Source organism: Corynebacterium freneyi (assembly GCF_030408835.1).
Taxonomy (GTDB): Bacteria; Actinomycetota; Actinomycetes; order Mycobacteriales; family Mycobacteriaceae; genus Corynebacterium; species Corynebacterium freneyi.
The window spans coordinates 2,513,794-2,529,148 of record NZ_CP047357.1 but is presented as its reverse complement, the minus strand read 5'-3'; the positions used below and the strand labels follow the sequence as shown (position 1 = coordinate 2,529,148).

The following is a 15,355-nucleotide window of genomic DNA, read 5'->3' as shown; positions in this document are numbered from 1 at the left end:
ATGAAGTCGCAGTGCGGGGTATTGACGTGCGGGAATCGCGCCGATCGGTTAGCGCGATGGGTGCTTGAGGTGGAATGCGTGCCGCCACCGTGACGGAACCGGAGTGGCGGGGGTAATCGCCCCCGTCGATCGCATGCGCCGATCAGTCGGTGCGGACAAGATTGTCCGCGGGGTGAGCCAGTGGGGCGACCGAGGTAAGAGGGTCGCGGCGGGTGCGAGAAGCCCCGGCGGCATACGGCGGTGACCGGATGGGAACCGTCCACCGCACGTCGCCGCCGGGGCGTGACCCGGGGGTGGGGCACCCGCGCTTCGGGAGGGGAAAGCGCGACGGATTCCTCGATGGGCCATGCGCCGGGGGAGCGATGGTCGAAGACGGGGATCGGTCGCGGACACCGCCCGGTCGGCGTCCGGAGATGATGGGGGAATCTCGCCGGATGGCCGAAAACCGGGCCGCTCACCCGACGGGCGGCCGCCCGCGGCACATGGGGGGAGTGCGCGGGCGGCCGGTGGCGGCGGGGGAGCCGGAAATGTGGGCCGCGACCTGGTGCGTAGAATCACGGGCATGCGCATCCTCGTTATCGGTTCCGGTGCCCGCGAGCACGCCCTCCTTTACGCCATGAGCAAGGACCCGCAGGTCGGCGAGTCCGATCTGCACGTCGCGCCGGGCAATGCCGGCATGTCCCAGTTGGCCACGATGCATCCGGTGCAGGTCGACGACCCGGCCGCGTGCGCCGCGTTGGCGGATGAGATCGACCCGGATCTGGTGGTGATCGGCCCGGAGGTTCCGCTGGTGGCGGGCGTGGCCGATGCGCTGCGGGAGAAGGGATACCCGGTGTTCGGCCCGAACAAGGATGCCGCCCGCATCGAGGGGTCGAAGGCGTTCGCCAAGGACGTCATGGCCGCGGCGGGCGTGAAGACCGCCCATGCGGAGGCCATTCAGCCGGGCGCGTCCGACGCCGACATCGACGCCGCCATCGACCGTTTCGGCCCGACGTGGGTGGTCAAGGACGATGGTCTGGCCGCGGGCAAGGGCGTGGTGGTCACGCCGGATCGCGCCGCCGCGCGCGCCCACGCCGTCGACGTCCTCGCCGCGGGCAACCCGGTGCTGCTGGAGTCCTTCCTCGACGGCCCGGAGGTCAGCCTCTTCTGCCTGGTCGACGGTGAGACGGTGGTGCCGTTGCAGCCGGCGCAGGACCACAAGCGCGTCGGAAACAACGACGAGGGTCCGAACACCGGCGGCATGGGCGCCTACGCCCCGCTGGATTGGCTGCCGGACGACGGCGTGCAGCGCATCGTCGATGAGGTGTGCGTGCCGGTGGCCAAGGAGATGGTCGCCCGGGGTTGCCCGTTCCAGGGTCTGCTGTACGCGGGGCTGGCGTGGGGTGCGGACGGCCCGTCGGTGGTGGAGTTCAACTGCCGTTTCGGTGATCCGGAGACGCAGGCGGTGCTGGCGCTGCTCGAGTCGCCGTTGGCCCAGGTGCTGTACGCGGCGGCGACGGGCACGCTGGCGGAGCAGCCGGAGCTGGAGTGGCGCGACGGCTACGCGCTGACGGTGGTGCTGGCGGCCAAGGGCTACCCGCAGGACACCCGCACGGGCGACGTCATCGGCGGCGCCGAGCCGGGCCGCGAGGCCGAGGGCGTGCTCCATGCCGGCACGGCCCGCGACGAGGAGGGCAACCTGGTGTCGTCGGGTGGTCGGGTGCTCAACGTCGTCGGCGTCGGCGCGACGCTGGAGGAGGCCCGCGAGCGCGCCTACGCTGTGCTGCCGACCCTTGAGCTGGAGGGTTCGCACTACCGTACCGACATTGCGCTGCCTGCGGTGGAGGGTCGCATCACCATTCCGGAGTGACGGTCGGCGCCCGCGCCGTTTTTTGCTTGACGACGCCCCCGCCTCCGGGTCGTGCAACCTGGGGACGGGGGCGGCGTCATGCAGCGATAAGCTGGGGTCATGATGCCTTCGAAGCGGTCCGACGTAGCCCCGTTCCACGTGATGGATGTGTTGGCGGCGGCGCAGGAAAGGCAACGGACGCATGGCGACGCGCTGTTCCTGTGCGCGGGGCAGCCGTCGACGCCCGCGCCGCGGCGGGCGCTGGAGGCGGTGCAGTCGGCGGTGGGGTCGCAGATTCTCGGGTACACCGAGGCGACCGGCATTCCGGAGTTGAAGCGCGCGATCGCCGATGACCACAACCGGCGGATGGCCGCGCGCGGGGGAGCCGACGGAGCGCGGACGTACCGGGCGGTGGAGCCGGAGGACGTGGTGGTCACGACGGGCTCGTCCGGTGGGTTCGTGACGTTGTTCCTGGCGGCGCTGGATCCCGGCGACGGCATCGTCCTGGCGCGGCCGGGGTACCCGGCGTACCGGAACACGCTCAAGGCGTTGGGCGCCAACGTCGTGGAGATCGACTGCGGGCCGGAGACGCGGTTCCAGCTCACCGTCGAACTGCTCGAAGGGCTGGAGCGGACGCCGCGGGCGGTGATCGTGACCAGCCCCGACAACCCGACCGGCACCATCATCGACGCCGACGAGCTCGGACGCATCGCCCGCTGGTGCGAGGAAAACGACGTCCTGCTGGTCAGCGACGAGATCTACCACGGCATTTCCTACGGCCGCGAATGCGTCAGCGCCCGGGAGTTCAGCGACGCCGCCGTCGTCGTGGGGTCGGTGAGCAAGTACCACTCCATGACGGGGTGGCGCGTCGGCTGGTTGATCATCCCCGAATGGCTGCGCGGCCCCTGCGACCGGCTGGCGGCGAACCTGACGGTGTGCCCGCCCGCGGTGTCGCAGGTCGCGGCCATCGAGGCGTTCCACCCGGAGTCCATCGCCGAGCTCGACGGGCATGTGCGCCGCTACGCCGCCAACCGCGAACTGCTCATCGAGCGGCTTCCCGACGCCGGGTTGGGCACGTTCGCCCCGCCGGACGGGGGTTTCTACATCTACGCCGACGTCTCGCACCTCACCGATGATTCGTTGACCTGGGCGAGGGGGCTTCTCGACGCCACCGGAGTCGCCGTCGCGCCGGGCGTCGACTTCGACACCGTGTCCGGCCACCGGTGGGTGCGGCTGTGCTTCGCCGGATCGACGGAGGATATGGCCGAGGCCTGTCGGCGCATCGGCGAATTCAACGGAAAATAGCTCTTCCCTTGCGTCCGCGACGGGTCTAACGTCATCGCGGTGAGCATCACGTTGAGCGTGGGGCGGCGCCGCAGGCACCTGCGCCCCACCATGGCGGTGGCCCTGGGTTTCCTCGGGGTCATCGTGGTCGGCACGGCCCTGTTGGCCGCGCCCTGGTCGTCGGCGTCCGGCGCATCGACACCCTTGTCCGACGCACTGTTCACCGCCACGTCGGCGACGTGCTTGACGGGCCTGATCACGGTGGACACCGCGACGCATTGGTCGGCCGCCGGGCAGGTGACCATCATGGCGCTGATCCAGCTGGGCGGCCTCGGCTTCATGACGATGGCGTCCCTGCTCGCCCTGCTCACCGCCGGGCGTCTGGGACTTCGGCGCCGACTGGGCGCGACTGCGGAGGGCCGCGGCATCGACCTCGGCGAAGTCGCGTGGGTGGTACGGGCGACCGTGCTGTTCACGTTGCTCGTCGAAACGCTGGTGATGGCTGTGCTCACGGTGCGTTTCCACGTCGGGTACGGCTACGGCTGGGGGCGTGCGGCGTGGGAGGGCGTCTTCCACGCCATCTCCGGGTTCAACAACGCCGGATTCGCGCTGTACACGGACAACGTCATCGGTTTCGCCGCCGACGCGTGGATCCTGCTGCCGCTGGCGTTCGCGCTGATGATCGGCGGTTTCGGCTTCCCCGTGCTGCTGGAGATAGCCCGCCGGTTCCGCGCCCGCATCGACGGCCGTCCGCGCCGACGCTGGAGCCTGACCGCCCGGTTCACGCTCATCGGCATCGCGATCCTCGTGCCCGCCGGCACGGCGCTCGTGGCGCTGGGCGAATGGAACGGGGCGCTGGGCCATCTGGGCTCCTGGCCGGTCCGGCTGCTCAACGCGTTCTTCGCCGGGGTCAGCCCCCGCACCGCAGGCTTCAACGCCGTCGACTACGCGGACTTCAGCCCGGCGACGCTGCTGGGCACGGACATCCTCATGTTCATCGGCGGCGGCTCCGGCGGCACCACCGGCGGAGTGAAGATCACCACCACGGCGGTGCTCATCGCGGCGATCATCGCAGAAGTGCGGGGCGACCCCTCCGTGGTTTCGCACGGCCGACGCCTGAACGGACGCGTCGTCAGGCAATCCCTGGCCGTGCTGACCGCCGGCCTGACCCTGGTCGTCGCCGCGACGATGGCGCTGCTGATCCTCGCGCCGCAATTCACCTCCGACCAGATCCTGTTCGAGGTGGTCAGCGCATTCGCCACCGTCGGGTTGTCCACCGGCATCACCGCTCAACTGCCGGTGGCGGCCCAACTCATCCTGATCCCGCTCATGTTCGCCGGGCGCGTCGGCCCGTTGGCGCTGGCCACCGCGCTGGCCGCCCGCAGCCGCGACCGCCTGTACGACTTCCCGGAAGAGAGTCCCTTCATTGGCTAACGCATTCCGCCGCGGACACCGCGCGGCAGACGAAACCGCCGAATCCGTGTCCCACCACGGACACCGCTCCGAGCCGGGCTCGGGACTCGTCGTGATCCTCGGCCTGGGCCGCTTCGGCCAGGCCCTCGGCGAAGAACTCGTCGACGGCGGCGTCGAAGTGCTGTGCGTCGACGCCGACCCCCGGGTCGTGCAGGAATGCGCGACCACCTTCGACCACGTGGTCACCGCCGACACCACCAACCCCGAGGCGCTGCGCCAACTGGGGGTCGCGGACGCGGGGCGCGTGGTCATCGCCATCGGATCCAACATCGAGGCGTCGGTGCTCACCGCCTCGGCGGTCGTGGACATGGGCGTGCCCAGCGTCTGGGCGAAGGCGGACAACCAGGCGCACGCGAAGATCCTCGGCCAGATCGGCGTGCACCACGTCATCCGACCCGAGTCGGACATGGGGCGGCGCGTGGCCCACCTCATGGGCGGCAAGGTGCAGGAGTACGCCGAATTCGAGCGGGGCTTCGCCGTGGCGAAGATCGCGCCACCGGTGTCCGTGCTCGACCACCGCGTCGGCGAGGTCAACGCCCGCGGCGATTCCCCGGTGCAGATCCTGGCCATCCGCCCGCGCGGCGAGGCTTTCCGACGGGCCATCGCAGATGACGTGCTCCGGGCCGGTGACCTCGTCATCGCCGCCGGGCCCGTCGACGAACTGGAGAAGTTCGCCGCGCGGAGGTGAGAGGCGGCGGACACCCGCTCAGAGCAGGTGAGGGTGGTGCTTCGCCGTGACGTCGGGGTGGGAGCGCACCCGGAACTTCAGGGTGTTCTTCCCGTAGGTCCGGTGCAGCACGTCATCGTCGGTGCTGCGGTACCCCGTCGCCTCGCGGGCCAGTTCGGCGGGCAGGGGCAGGCGCTCGAGGGTGGCGGAGTAATTCGGGTTGAAGAACAGGGGGATGCTCAGGCGCGTGGTACCCGGCTCCGGCGACAGCACGCGATGGACCGTGGCCTTGAGGTATCCGTCGGTGACCAGCTCCAGCATCTCGCCGATGTTGACCACCAGGCTGCCCTCGCGCGGCGGCACGTCGCGCCAACCGGAGTCCGTTTTCACCTGCAGTCCCGTGCTGCCCGGCGCCAGCAACAGGAGAGTGAGGATGCCGGAGTCCTTGTGCGCGCCGACGCCCTGGCGGCCCTCGTCCTCCGAGCGGCCGGGGTAGCGAATCACCTTGATCAGCGTGTCGGGGTCGGCGAAGGCGTCGTCGAGGGCGCCGGGATCCTGCCCGAGGGCCGCCAGCCACTCGTGGAGCAGGGAGCGGGCGACGTCGTGGAGTCGCTCGCGGTACGTGATGATCGCCTCGCGGAAGCGGGGGAGTTCCTCCGGCCAGAGGTTCGGCCCGATGAGGATTTCGTAGTCGTGGCGGATGTCCTCCACGGGGATGGGATCGCGGTCGATGCCGATGTCGATCTGTTCGCGCCAGTCGATCTCTCCGTTGGTGTACTCGCCACCGTGGCGGGCCCAGCCGCGGAAGTGGGGGCTGGCCAGGTTCTCCACTTTCTTCTTCGCGTCGTCGGGCAGCGCGAAGAATTCCTCGGCGAGGGCGAAGAGCTCGTCGAAGGTCTCCTGCGGGATCCCCGTTCCGGTGAGGTAGAAGAATCCCACCTCGTGCGCGGCGCGGAGTAGGTGGTCGCGGAAACCGGGTTCGCCGGCGCGGGACAGGTCGACTACCGGCAAAGCATCGGTATCGGCGGCGGTGGTCGTGGTCGTCGTGGCGTTCATGGGAAGTGCTCGTCCTTTCGCTTTCGTCTTTTGGGTCACAGCCCACTCTGGCCCGGCGGAGCGGAACGGGGAACCGTTCCGTTCGCCATGAAACAAACTAGACCGCTCTGTCTGTATGTGTGTCATGATCCCGCCATGAACACGAACAGCGTTTCCCCTGCCGTCGACGTCGCTCGGCCCGCGTCGTCGACGAACTACGACAATTCCGAACCGGGAGCGTGGGGCTTTGCCACGCGGCAGATCCACGTCGGGCATGTCGTGGACTCGGACGCGCACGCCCGTGGCCTGCCGATCCACCAATCGGCGTCCTTCGTCTTCCCGGACTCCCGCACGGGCGCGGCCCTGTTTGACCTGGCCGAGGTCGGATACACCTATAGCCGCACGACGAATCCCACGGTGGAGGCGGTGGAAAAGCGGATCACCTCCCTGGAAGGCGGCGTACACACGGTGCTGTTCTCCTCAGGCATGGCGGCCATCCACGCCGCCCTGGTCACGCTGACGGCGGCGGGGTCCCACGTCGTCGCATCTCCGCGGCTGTACGGAGGAACCGTTACGCTGCTGACCTCCACATTGGCGAGATTCGGGGTGCGGACCACGTTCGTCGACGATCCGGACGACCCGGGCAGCTGGTCGGCGGCCGCGGAGCCGGAGACCGTAGCGTTCTTCGGCGAGACCATCGGCAACCCGCTGGCCGACATCCTGGACATTCCGGCGGTGGCCGACGCCGCCCACGCACATGGGGTTCCCCTGATCGTCGACAACACGTTCGCCACGCCCGCGCTCGTGCGGCCGATCGAGCTGGGCGCGGACATCGTCGTCAACTCGACCACCAAGTTCCTCACCGGCAACTCCTCGTACGTCGGCGGCGCATTGACCGACGGGGGCACGTTCGATTGGAACGTGCGACGCGACGGCAGACCGGTGTTTCCCACGCTGTCCGAGCCCGATCCGACGTACCACGGTCTGGTGTTCACGGAGGCCTTCGGGCCGGAGGCGTTCGCCATCCGAGCCCGCACCGGTGTCCTGCGCGACACCGGCGGGTGCCAGTCGGCGCAGGCGGCTTGGCAGTTGGCGCAGGGGCTGGACACCCTCGATCTTCGGGTCGCCCGCCACAACGACTCCGCCGCAGCCATTGCGAGGTACCTCGCCGGGCGTCCCGAGGTGGTGAAGGTGAACCATGCGGGACTGCCCGGGTCGCCATGGCATCCGGTGAAGGAAAGGCTGGGGCTGGACGGCGCCGGTTCGGTGTTCTCCTTTGACATCGACGGCGGCCGCGAAGACGCCTGGGCCTTCATCGACGCGTTGCGGTTGTTCAGCAACCTGGTCAACGTCGGCGACGTGCGTTCGCTGGTCGTGCACCCGAACTCGACCACGCATCGGCAGGGGACGCCGGAGGCCAATGCCGCCGCCGGCATCACGGATTCGACCATCCGGCTGTCCATAGGCCTCGAGGACGTCGCCGATCTCATCGACGACCTCGACCGCGGGTTCCGAACCCTGGCGGAGCGGCACACCGGGAGAGGGTGAGCCGGGGGCGGGGTGAGCCGGAACCGGGCGATCCGCCCGTCATGGAATACTTGGGTGCGTGGCCAACAAGAAGAAGATCGCAAACGTCCTGGCAAACCGCTACGCGTCCGCGGAACTCGCGGAACTGTGGAGCCCCGAGCACAAGATCATCCTGGAGCGGCGGCTGTGGCTCGCCGTGCTGAAGGCGCAGGCGGCGCGCGGCATCGAGGTGCCGGAGGGCACCATCGAGAAGTACGAGGCAGTCATCGACCAGGTGGACCTCGATTCCATCGCCCGACGCGAGCGCATCACGCGCCATGACGTCAAGGCCCGCATCGAGGAGTTCTGCGACCTGGCGGGCACGGAGCACATTCACAAGGGCATGACCAGCCGCGACCTGACGGAAAACGTCGAGCAGCTGCAGATCCTGCAGTCGCTGCGTGCGGTGCGCGACAAGGCCGTCGCCGTCGTCGCCCGCACCGCGGAAAAGGCCGCGGCCTACCAGTCGCTGGTCATGGCCGGCCGGTCGCACAACGTCGCCGCGCAGGCGACGACGCTGGGCAAGCGCTTCGCCTCCGCCGCCGACGAGATGCTGCTGGGCATCGAGCGCATCGAGGACCTCATCGACCGGTACCCGCTGCGCGGCATCAAGGGCCCGATGGGCACCGCGCAGGACATGCTGGATCTGCTCGACGGCGACGAGTCCGCGCTGGCGTCGCTGGAGGCGGAGATCGCCGAGGGCCTGGGCTTCACCCGCGTCTTCGACTCGGTCGGCCAGGTCTACCCGCGCACCCTCGACTTCGACGCCCTGTCCGCGCTGGTCGAGCTCGGCGCCGGCCCGTCGTCGCTGGCCACGACCATTCGCCTGATGGCCGGCAACGAGATCGTCACCGAGGGCTTCAAGGAGGGCCAGGTCGGCTCGTCGGCGATGCCGCACAAGATGAACGCCCGCTCCTGCGAGCGCGTCGGCGGTTTCCAGGTGATCCTGCGCGGCTACATGACCATGCTGTCGGAGCTGGCCGGCAACCAGTGGAACGAGGGCGACGTGTCCTGCTCCGTGGTCCGCCGCGTCGCGTTGCCGGACGCGTTTTTCGCGATGGACGGCATGTTCGAGACGTTCCTCACCGTCCTCGACGAGTTCGGCGCCTTCCCGGCCATGATCGACCGCGAGTTGGAGCGCTACCTGCCGTTCCTGGCGTCCACCAAGGTCCTCATGGCCTGCGTGCGCGCGGGCGTCGGCCGCGAGGAGGCCCACGAGGTCATCAAGGAACACGCCGTCGGTTCCGCGCTGGACATGCGCGAGAAGGGCGCCGAGCAGTCGCTGGTCGAGCGTCTGGCCGCCGATGACCGCATCCCGCTGGACGAGGAGGGCCTGCGCGCCGCCCTCGCCGACCGTCACGCGTTCATCGGCGCCGCGGAGTCCCAGGTCGACCGGGTCGTCGCGCGGGTCAACGCGCTCGTCGACAAGTACCCGGAGGCCGCCGCCTACACGCCGGGCGACATCCTCTAGGCCGGGCACCGGTCCGGGCTCCGGGGTAGTCCGGGCTCTGCGGCTCGGCTACTCCTCGATCACTCCGCACAGCGCGCGGTCGCCGGCGTCGCCGGTCTTCAAGGTGTCGGCGTCCGGGCCATCCTCGGCGTATCGCTCGGGGATGTTGGCGTAGTTGTCCGCCTTGGAGTGGACCATGACGGCCGAACCGTCGTCGTCGAGAAGCAGGTCCTTGGTCAGTCTGTCGGTGGTGAACGTCATCGACGCGGTGCCGTCCTCGCCGACCAGCAGCGAGGGCAGGTCGCCGGCATGGCCGACTCCGCCATCCGGGTTGCCGTGGCCCTCGGCGTCGGCGTCGCCGGTCAGATGGCCGCCCGCGGAGAGGAAGTCGCCGGTCTTCTCGCCGTCGGGGGACTGGCTGTTCGGCTCGCACAGGCCCGTGGCGTGGATGTGGAAGCCGCGGAATCCGGGTTCGAGGTCGCCGACCTCCACGGTGACGGTGACGCGCTCGCCGTCCTCGGCGAAGGTGACCGTGCCAGCTTCGGCGCCGTCGGGGTTTTTGAGGGTGGCCGTCGCGAAGGCTTCGTCGTCGGCGGCCGCGGACGAGCCGGTCGGCGACGCGTCGGTGGTGGCTGCCGTGGTTCCGCCGTCGTCGTCCGCGCAGGCCGCGAGGCCGAGCGTCAGGGCGGCGGCGCCGAGCGTCGCTGCGGTGAGGCGGGTGGTGCGGTGTCGCATGGTCTCTCCTGTCGTGTCGGGAATCGATCGGCGGTGCGCCGCGTCGAAGGCCGGTCAGTCGGTGTGACCCGTGACATGGCATGTTACCCATGTTCACCACCGTCGTGCGTGGGCCGAGCATTCGGCTTGCGATCCGGGGGAGGTTGTAAGGTCGGATCCGTAACCTGGATGCGTCTTTGCCAGGCGGGGTCGGGATCGTCCCCGTCGACGGCGCCTCCGCAGAGAACGACAACGCCTCCGTAGAAGAACGTGGAGAACGTCATGTGCCTCGGCATTCCCGCCCAGATCGTCGATATCCCGGACCCTTCCCGGGCGAAGGTGGCCATCAGCGGCGTCGAACGGATGATCGCCACGGATCTGCTTCTCGACGAAGCGCTCGCCGTGGGGGATTGGGTGCTGGTGCACGTCGGTTTCGCGTTGAGCAAGATCGACGAGGAAGAGGCGGCGTTGACGTTGACGCAGATCGAGAGGCTCGGCGGGGACGTGCTCGCCGACGAAGTCGATTCGTTCACCACCAGCCGGATCGAATGAGCGGGGGAGCAGATGAAGTACGTCGACGAATTCCGTGACCCGGCGGCGGCGAAGAAGCTGCTGCGGGCCATCGAGGCCAATGCCGCGAAGCTGGAGGCCCCCATCGCCTTGATGGAGGTCTGCGGCGGCCATACGCACACCATTTACCGCTATGGCCTGGAGAACCTCCTGCCGGAGAACATCGAGCTGGTCCACGGCCCCGGGTGTCCGGTGTGCGTGATCCCGATGGGCCGCGTCGACGATGCGCTGTGGCTCGCCGCCCAGGACGACGTCATCCTGGCCACGTTCGGCGACATGATGCGGGTGCCGGGGTCGGATGGTTCGCTTCTCGACGCCCGCGCGCGGGGCGCAGACGTCCGTTTCGTGTATTCGCCGTTGGACGCGTTGAAGTTGGCGCAGGAAAACCCGGACAAGCACGTCGTGTTCTTCGCCGTGGGGTTCGAGACGACCGCGCCGTCCACGGCGGTGACGCTGGAGGCGGCCCGTCGTAAAGCGGTGCCGAATTTTTCGGTGTTCTCCAACCACGTCACCATCGAACCTCCGCTGCGGGCGATCGTCGACGGCGGGGAAACGGAGGTCGACGGGTTCATCGGCCCCGGCCACGTGGCCACGGTCGTGGGTACGAAGGCGTTCGATTTCCTGCCGGACGAGTTCGGCATGCCGTGCGTCGTCGCCGGCTTCGAACCGCTCGACATCCTGCAGGCGGCGGCGATGCTCCTGGAACAGTTCGTTTCCGGCGACGTCGCCGCCGGCAAGGCGACGGTGGGCAACCAGTACGCGCGCGTCGTCCGGGCCGAGGGCAATCCCGCCGCGGAGGCTCTGCTGGATCGGGTCTTCACCGTCCGCGACCGCTTCGAATGGCGCGGCCTGGGGTGGCTCGACGACTCCGGCCTGGGCATCGCCGACGAGTACGCCCAGTGGGACGCGGAGAAGCGGTTCACCGTCCCCGGTGCGCTGATCCCGGATCCCGTGGCCTGCGAATGCGGGTCGGTGCTCACCGGCCGGATCAAGCCGTGGGAATGTCGGGTGTTCGGCACGGCATGCACCCCGGACACGCCGATCGGCACGTGCATGGTCTCGCCCGAGGGCGCCTGCGCGGCGTATTACAACTTCGGCCGCATCGACCGGAAGGTCACCGTCGAGCTGGGCTCCCGTCCGAACTGACCCGGCACGACTGAGCCGGCTGACCCGGCCCGACACCGCGACGACAACCCGCCCGACGAAGGAGCAGCAGTGGATCCCAAAAACCGCCTCAACGACGACGAGGGCCGGGTCAACGCCAACATCGACCGCGTGCGGGCGCGCAAGCACAGGCTTCGCGACGACCACGTGACGCTCGCCCACGGAGCCGGTGGCAAGGCGTCGGCGGCGCTGGTGGAAAACGTCTTCTGGGAGATCTTCGGCGGAGACGTCCTGCCCGACGGCGGCGACTCCGCGGTGCTGCCCCTGGCCGGGGTGCTGGGGGAGGCCGCGGCCGGCGGGTCCCTGGCCATGTCCACCGACTCGTACGTGGTCAACCCCATCGAGTTCCCCGGCGGCGACATCGGGGAGCTGGCCGTCAACGGCACGGTCAACGACCTGGCGATGGCCGGCGCGGCGCCGAAGGCGATCACGGCGGCGTTCGTGCTGGAGGAGGGCCTGCCCATCGATGTGCTGCGGCGCATCGTCGAATCGATGGCGCGTGCGGCCCGGCGGGCCGGGGTGGACATCGTCGCCGGGGACACGAAGGTCGTGCCCCGCGGGGCGTGCGACAAGATGTACGTCACCACCGCGGGCGTGGGCGTGGTGCCCGCCGGTCGGCGCACCGGATACGGCGAAATCGGGGAAGGCGACCGGATCATCGTGTCGGGCCCCATCGCCGATCACGGCATGTCGGTGATGATGGCCCGCGGCGACCTGGCCATCGACGCGCCGATCCAGTCCGACACCCGCGCCGTCAACGATCTGGTGGAGGCCCTGTTCGCCGCCGTGCCGGACGTCCGTTTCCTCCGCGACGCCACCCGCGGCGGCGTGGCCACGGTCATGAACGAACTCGCCCGCGGTTCCGGCAAAGGCATCGTCCTCGACGACTCGGCGATCGCCGTGCGCGACATGACCCGCGCCGCGTGCGACATGCTCGGCATCGACCCCCTGTACGTGGCCAACGAAGGCACGTTCACCGCCGTCGTCCCGGATGCCTCCGCCGAGGCGGCCATCGCGGCGCTGCACGGGGCCGGTGCCCCGGAGGCCCGCGTCATCGGCCGCGTCGTCGCCGAACCCGCCGCATCGGTGGTGCTGGTCACCGGTTTCGGCGGCACCCGCATGGTGGACATGCTCGTCGGCGATCCGTTGCCGCGGATCTGCTAGTTTCCGACGCCCGGCCCTGCGGCGCGACGGTCCCGCGTCGCCAGCCACCCGGCCATCGCCTGACCGACGCCGAGTCCGCCGTCGTTGGCGGGGATCACGCGGTGCTCGAGCAGCGACAGTCCCCGGGCGGCGAGGTCGTCGCGCAGGGCCGTCATCAACAGTCGGTTCAGGGCGCAGCCGCCGGTGACGCCGACGACGTCCGTGCCCGCGGCGTCGGCGGCGATGGACAGCTGCTCGCCGATGATCCGCGCCAGGCCGACGTGGAACCGCAGCGCCCGCATCGCCCGCACTGCCCGCCCCGCCGGAGCCGATGAGCGGGCCCCGGCAAGCTCGATGAGCAGCTCCGGAATCGTGGTCGCCGAACCGGCCGCGGATTCCGCGTCGACGTGGCCCACGGCGGTGCGGGCCAGCTGCTCGAATTCCATGGGGGCCTGGGCTTCGTGGGTGACGGCCCCGTCGGGCCAGGTGTCCCCGCAGCCGGCGAGGACGGCGGCGGCGTCGAATATGCGGCCCAGCGACGTGGACGTCACCACGCCGACGCCCGCGGCCAGCTGCGACCGGAGCAGGGTGAGCTCCGGGCCGTCATGGTCGTCGAGCGGCAGATCCAGGCCCCATGAATGGGCGATGCACGCCACCGTCCGCCACGGCCGCTCGATCGATCGGTCGCCGCCGGCGAAGTCGAAGGCGGGCACGTGCCACGTCCGCTCCCAGTCGCGCAGGTCGCCCCCATCGCCGATGCCGAGCGTCAGAATTTCGCCGCCCCAGATCGTCCCGTCGGTGCCGTACCCCGTGCCGTCGAGGGTGGCGACGACCGCCGGTCCCTCTGCGATGCCGTGTTCGGCCAGCAACGACAGCGCGTGGGCGTAGTGGTGTTGGACGGCGAGCAACCGCACCCGCGCACCCTCGTCCTCGCGCTCGTCCGCGTACCGCTCCGCCCAGGCGGTCGTCGCGTAGTCGGGGTGCAGGTCGTGGACGACGACGTCGGGTTCCACGCGCCGCATCCGCAGCATCCGCTCGACGGCCCGCCCATAGGACGCCTGCGTCACGGCCGAGCGCATGTCCCCGATGTGCGGCGACACGTGCGCCATCCCGTCGTCGACCACGGCGAACGTGTTCTTCAGTTCACCGCCGACTGCGAGGACGTGGGCGGGGGAGTCGCCGTCGTCAGGCGGGGCCGGCATGGGAAGCGGCAGCGGCGCGATGCCGCGCGACCGCCGGACGGGACGGACGCCGAGGAAAACGGAATCCTCCACCGGCACGTGGATGCCGCGATCGTGCAGCACGAACGCGTCCGCGATGTGGCCCAACCGCGCCTGCGCCGACGCGTTGTCGTGGCACAGGGCCTCGCCGGGCGGGTTGCCGGACGTGGCCACCAGGGGCTTGCCGACGAGCAATTCGTGCAGCGGCGAATACGGCAACATCACGCCGACGTCGCCCAACCCGGGGGCGACCGACGGGGCGAGGCGGGCGTCGGGGAGAAGCGGCGCGATGACGATCGGGCGGGCCGGCGAGGCCAGCAGCGACAACTCGGGGTCGCCGACGTCGGCCAGAGCCCGGGCGGCGTCGACGTCGGGGACCATCACCGCGAAGGGCTTGGCCGGACGGTGCTTGCGGCGGCGCAGCTCGGCGACGGCGTCCTCGTTCGCGGCGTCGCACATCAGGTGGAAACCGCCGATGCCCTTCACCGCCAGGATGGCGCCGTCGTCGAGCAACCGCCGGGCGCGGTCGATCGTCGCGCGCATGAACGCGGGGGAACGCTCCGGGGCGGTGGCCCGGCCGCCCTCCTCCAACCACAGCCGCGGACCGCAGTCGAAGCAGCTGATCGGCTGCGCGTGATGACGCCGGTTGCCCGGGTCCGCGTACTCGGCGGTGCACGCCGGGCACATGGGGAACTGCCGCATCGTGGTGTTCGGACGGTCGTAGGGGACGTCCTCGATGATGGTCAGCCGTGGCCCGCAGTTGACGCAGGTGATGAAGGGGTAACCGAAACGCCGGTTGTCCGGATCGCGCATCTCCGCCAGGCACTCCGGGCACGTCGCCACGTCCGGCGGCAGCAGCGTGCGGGCGCCATCGGCCCGCCGCGACGGGAGAATGCGGAAACCGGATTCGCCATTCCGGACGGGCAGATCGCGCACCACGTGCGACAGGACGCGGGCCAGCGGCGGGGCGTCGTCAAGCACCTGCGTGATGAAGGCGTCGACCTCCGCCGACTCGCCCTGGACCTCGATGAACACCTCGCGGTCGTCGTTGCCGCAGAACCCGGAGACGCGATGCCGGGCGGCGACGGCGGCGACGTGCGGGCGGAACCCCACGCCCTGGATCACCCCGCGCAGCAGATGTTCGCGCCGGATTTCGGTCATGATGCGAGCTTAACCGTGGGTGCCGGCACCTCATCGGTGCAGTTGGCGCGGTTTGCGACGATTGACCAGGCGTCGACCGT

The 15,355-nt window shown here is 70.0% G+C and carries 12 protein-coding genes; 9 read left to right on the top strand and 3 right to left on the bottom strand.

Going from position 1 to position 15,355, the window contains the following annotated elements; all coding sequences use genetic code 11:
• The first annotated feature begins 562 nt into the window (after positions 1-562).
• From purD to CFREN_RS11315, 4 genes are all read left to right on the top strand, one after another.
• Entirely contained in the window at positions 563-1,849 is a 1,287-nt protein-coding gene (gene purD, locus CFREN_RS11330) for a phosphoribosylamine--glycine ligase (protein ID WP_209651932.1), read from the top strand.
• 99 nt (positions 1,850-1,948) lie between these two features.
• The gene (locus CFREN_RS11325) at positions 1,949-3,133 is read left to right on the top strand and encodes a pyridoxal phosphate-dependent aminotransferase (protein WP_209651934.1); all 1,185 of its coding nucleotides are present in this window, start codon (positions 1,949-1,951) and stop codon (positions 3,131-3,133) included.
• Between the two features lie 33 nt (positions 3,134-3,166).
• Positions 3,167-4,546, top strand: a complete 1,380-nt coding sequence (locus CFREN_RS11320) for a TrkH family potassium uptake protein (protein ID WP_246580229.1) — start codon at positions 3,167-3,169, stop codon at positions 4,544-4,546.
• 46 nt (positions 4,547-4,592) lie between these two features.
• Positions 4,593-5,273: a potassium channel family protein gene (locus CFREN_RS11315; protein WP_246580228.1), complete on the top strand. Its 681-nt coding sequence runs from the start codon at positions 4,593-4,595 to the stop codon at positions 5,271-5,273.
• A gap of 18 nt (positions 5,274-5,291) precedes the next feature.
• On the opposite strand, the gene CFREN_RS11310 is transcribed toward CFREN_RS11315, so the two are convergent.
• Positions 5,292-6,308, bottom strand: a complete 1,017-nt coding sequence (locus CFREN_RS11310) for an isopenicillin N synthase family dioxygenase (protein WP_209651936.1) — start codon at positions 6,306-6,308, stop codon at positions 5,292-5,294.
• A gap of 135 nt (positions 6,309-6,443) precedes the next feature.
• On the opposite strand from CFREN_RS11310, the gene CFREN_RS11305 reads away from it, so the two are divergent.
• Together CFREN_RS11305 and purB are read left to right on the top strand one after the other, a co-directional pair.
• Positions 6,444-7,835 (top strand): O-acetylhomoserine aminocarboxypropyltransferase/cysteine synthase family protein, encoded by a 1,392-nt coding sequence (locus CFREN_RS11305; RefSeq protein ID WP_209651938.1) that lies wholly within the window; start codon positions 6,444-6,446, stop codon positions 7,833-7,835.
• Positions 7,836-7,893: 58 nt separating this feature from the next.
• Positions 7,894-9,324: an adenylosuccinate lyase gene (gene purB / locus CFREN_RS11300; protein ID WP_035120549.1), complete on the top strand. Its 1,431-nt coding sequence runs from the start codon at positions 7,894-7,896 to the stop codon at positions 9,322-9,324.
• Between the two features lie 48 nt (positions 9,325-9,372).
• On the opposite strand, the gene CFREN_RS11295 is transcribed toward purB, so the two are convergent.
• Positions 9,373-10,038, bottom strand: coding sequence for a superoxide dismutase family protein (locus CFREN_RS11295; RefSeq protein ID WP_209651940.1), 666 nt, complete (start codon positions 10,036-10,038; stop codon positions 9,373-9,375).
• Between the two features lie 261 nt (positions 10,039-10,299).
• Between CFREN_RS11295 and CFREN_RS11290 the strand changes: the two genes are divergently transcribed.
• The 3 genes from CFREN_RS11290 (at position 10,300) to hypE (ending at position 12,915) form a co-directional block, all read left to right on the top strand.
• Positions 10,300-10,569, top strand: coding sequence for a HypC/HybG/HupF family hydrogenase formation chaperone (locus tag CFREN_RS11290; RefSeq protein WP_035120572.1), 270 nt, complete (start codon positions 10,300-10,302; stop codon positions 10,567-10,569).
• Between the two features lie 12 nt (positions 10,570-10,581).
• Entirely contained in the window at positions 10,582-11,733 is a 1,152-nt protein-coding gene (hypD, locus tag CFREN_RS11285) for a hydrogenase formation protein HypD (RefSeq protein ID WP_209651942.1), read from the top strand.
• A gap of 69 nt (positions 11,734-11,802) precedes the next feature.
• Positions 11,803-12,915 carry a hydrogenase expression/formation protein HypE gene (hypE, locus tag CFREN_RS11280; RefSeq protein ID WP_084082631.1) on the top strand — a complete coding sequence of 371 codons (1,113 nt, stop codon included), beginning with the start codon at positions 11,803-11,805 and terminating at the stop codon, positions 12,913-12,915.
• On the opposite strand, the gene hypF is transcribed toward hypE, so the two are convergent.
• Positions 12,912-15,275: a carbamoyltransferase HypF gene (gene hypF, locus CFREN_RS11275; RefSeq protein ID WP_209651944.1), complete on the bottom strand. Its 2,364-nt coding sequence runs from the start codon at positions 15,273-15,275 to the stop codon at positions 12,912-12,914. The two genes, hypE and hypF, sit on opposite strands and share 4 nt — an antisense overlap.
• Between the last annotated feature and the right edge of the window lie 80 nt (positions 15,276-15,355).

Coding starts and splice junctions, on each gene's coding strand:
- purD (WP_209651932.1), top strand. CDS start 563: ATGCGCATCCTCGTTATCGGTTCCGGTGCCCGCGAGCACGCCCTCCTT.
- CFREN_RS11325 (WP_209651934.1), top strand. CDS start 1,949: ATGATGCCTTCGAAGCGGTCCGACGTAGCCCCGTTCCACGTGATGGAT.
- CFREN_RS11310 (WP_209651936.1), bottom strand. CDS start 6,308: ATGAACGCCACGACGACCACGACCACCGCCGCCGATACCGATGCTTTG.
- CFREN_RS11305 (WP_209651938.1), top strand. CDS start 6,444: ATGAACACGAACAGCGTTTCCCCTGCCGTCGACGTCGCTCGGCCCGCG.
- CFREN_RS11295 (WP_209651940.1), bottom strand. CDS start 10,038: ATGCGACACCGCACCACCCGCCTCACCGCAGCGACGCTCGGCGCCGCC.
- CFREN_RS11290 (WP_035120572.1), top strand. CDS start 10,300: ATGTGCCTCGGCATTCCCGCCCAGATCGTCGATATCCCGGACCCTTCC.
- hypD (WP_209651942.1), top strand. CDS start 10,582: ATGAAGTACGTCGACGAATTCCGTGACCCGGCGGCGGCGAAGAAGCTG.
- hypF (WP_209651944.1), bottom strand. CDS start 15,275: ATGACCGAAATCCGGCGCGAACATCTGCTGCGCGGGGTGATCCAGGGC.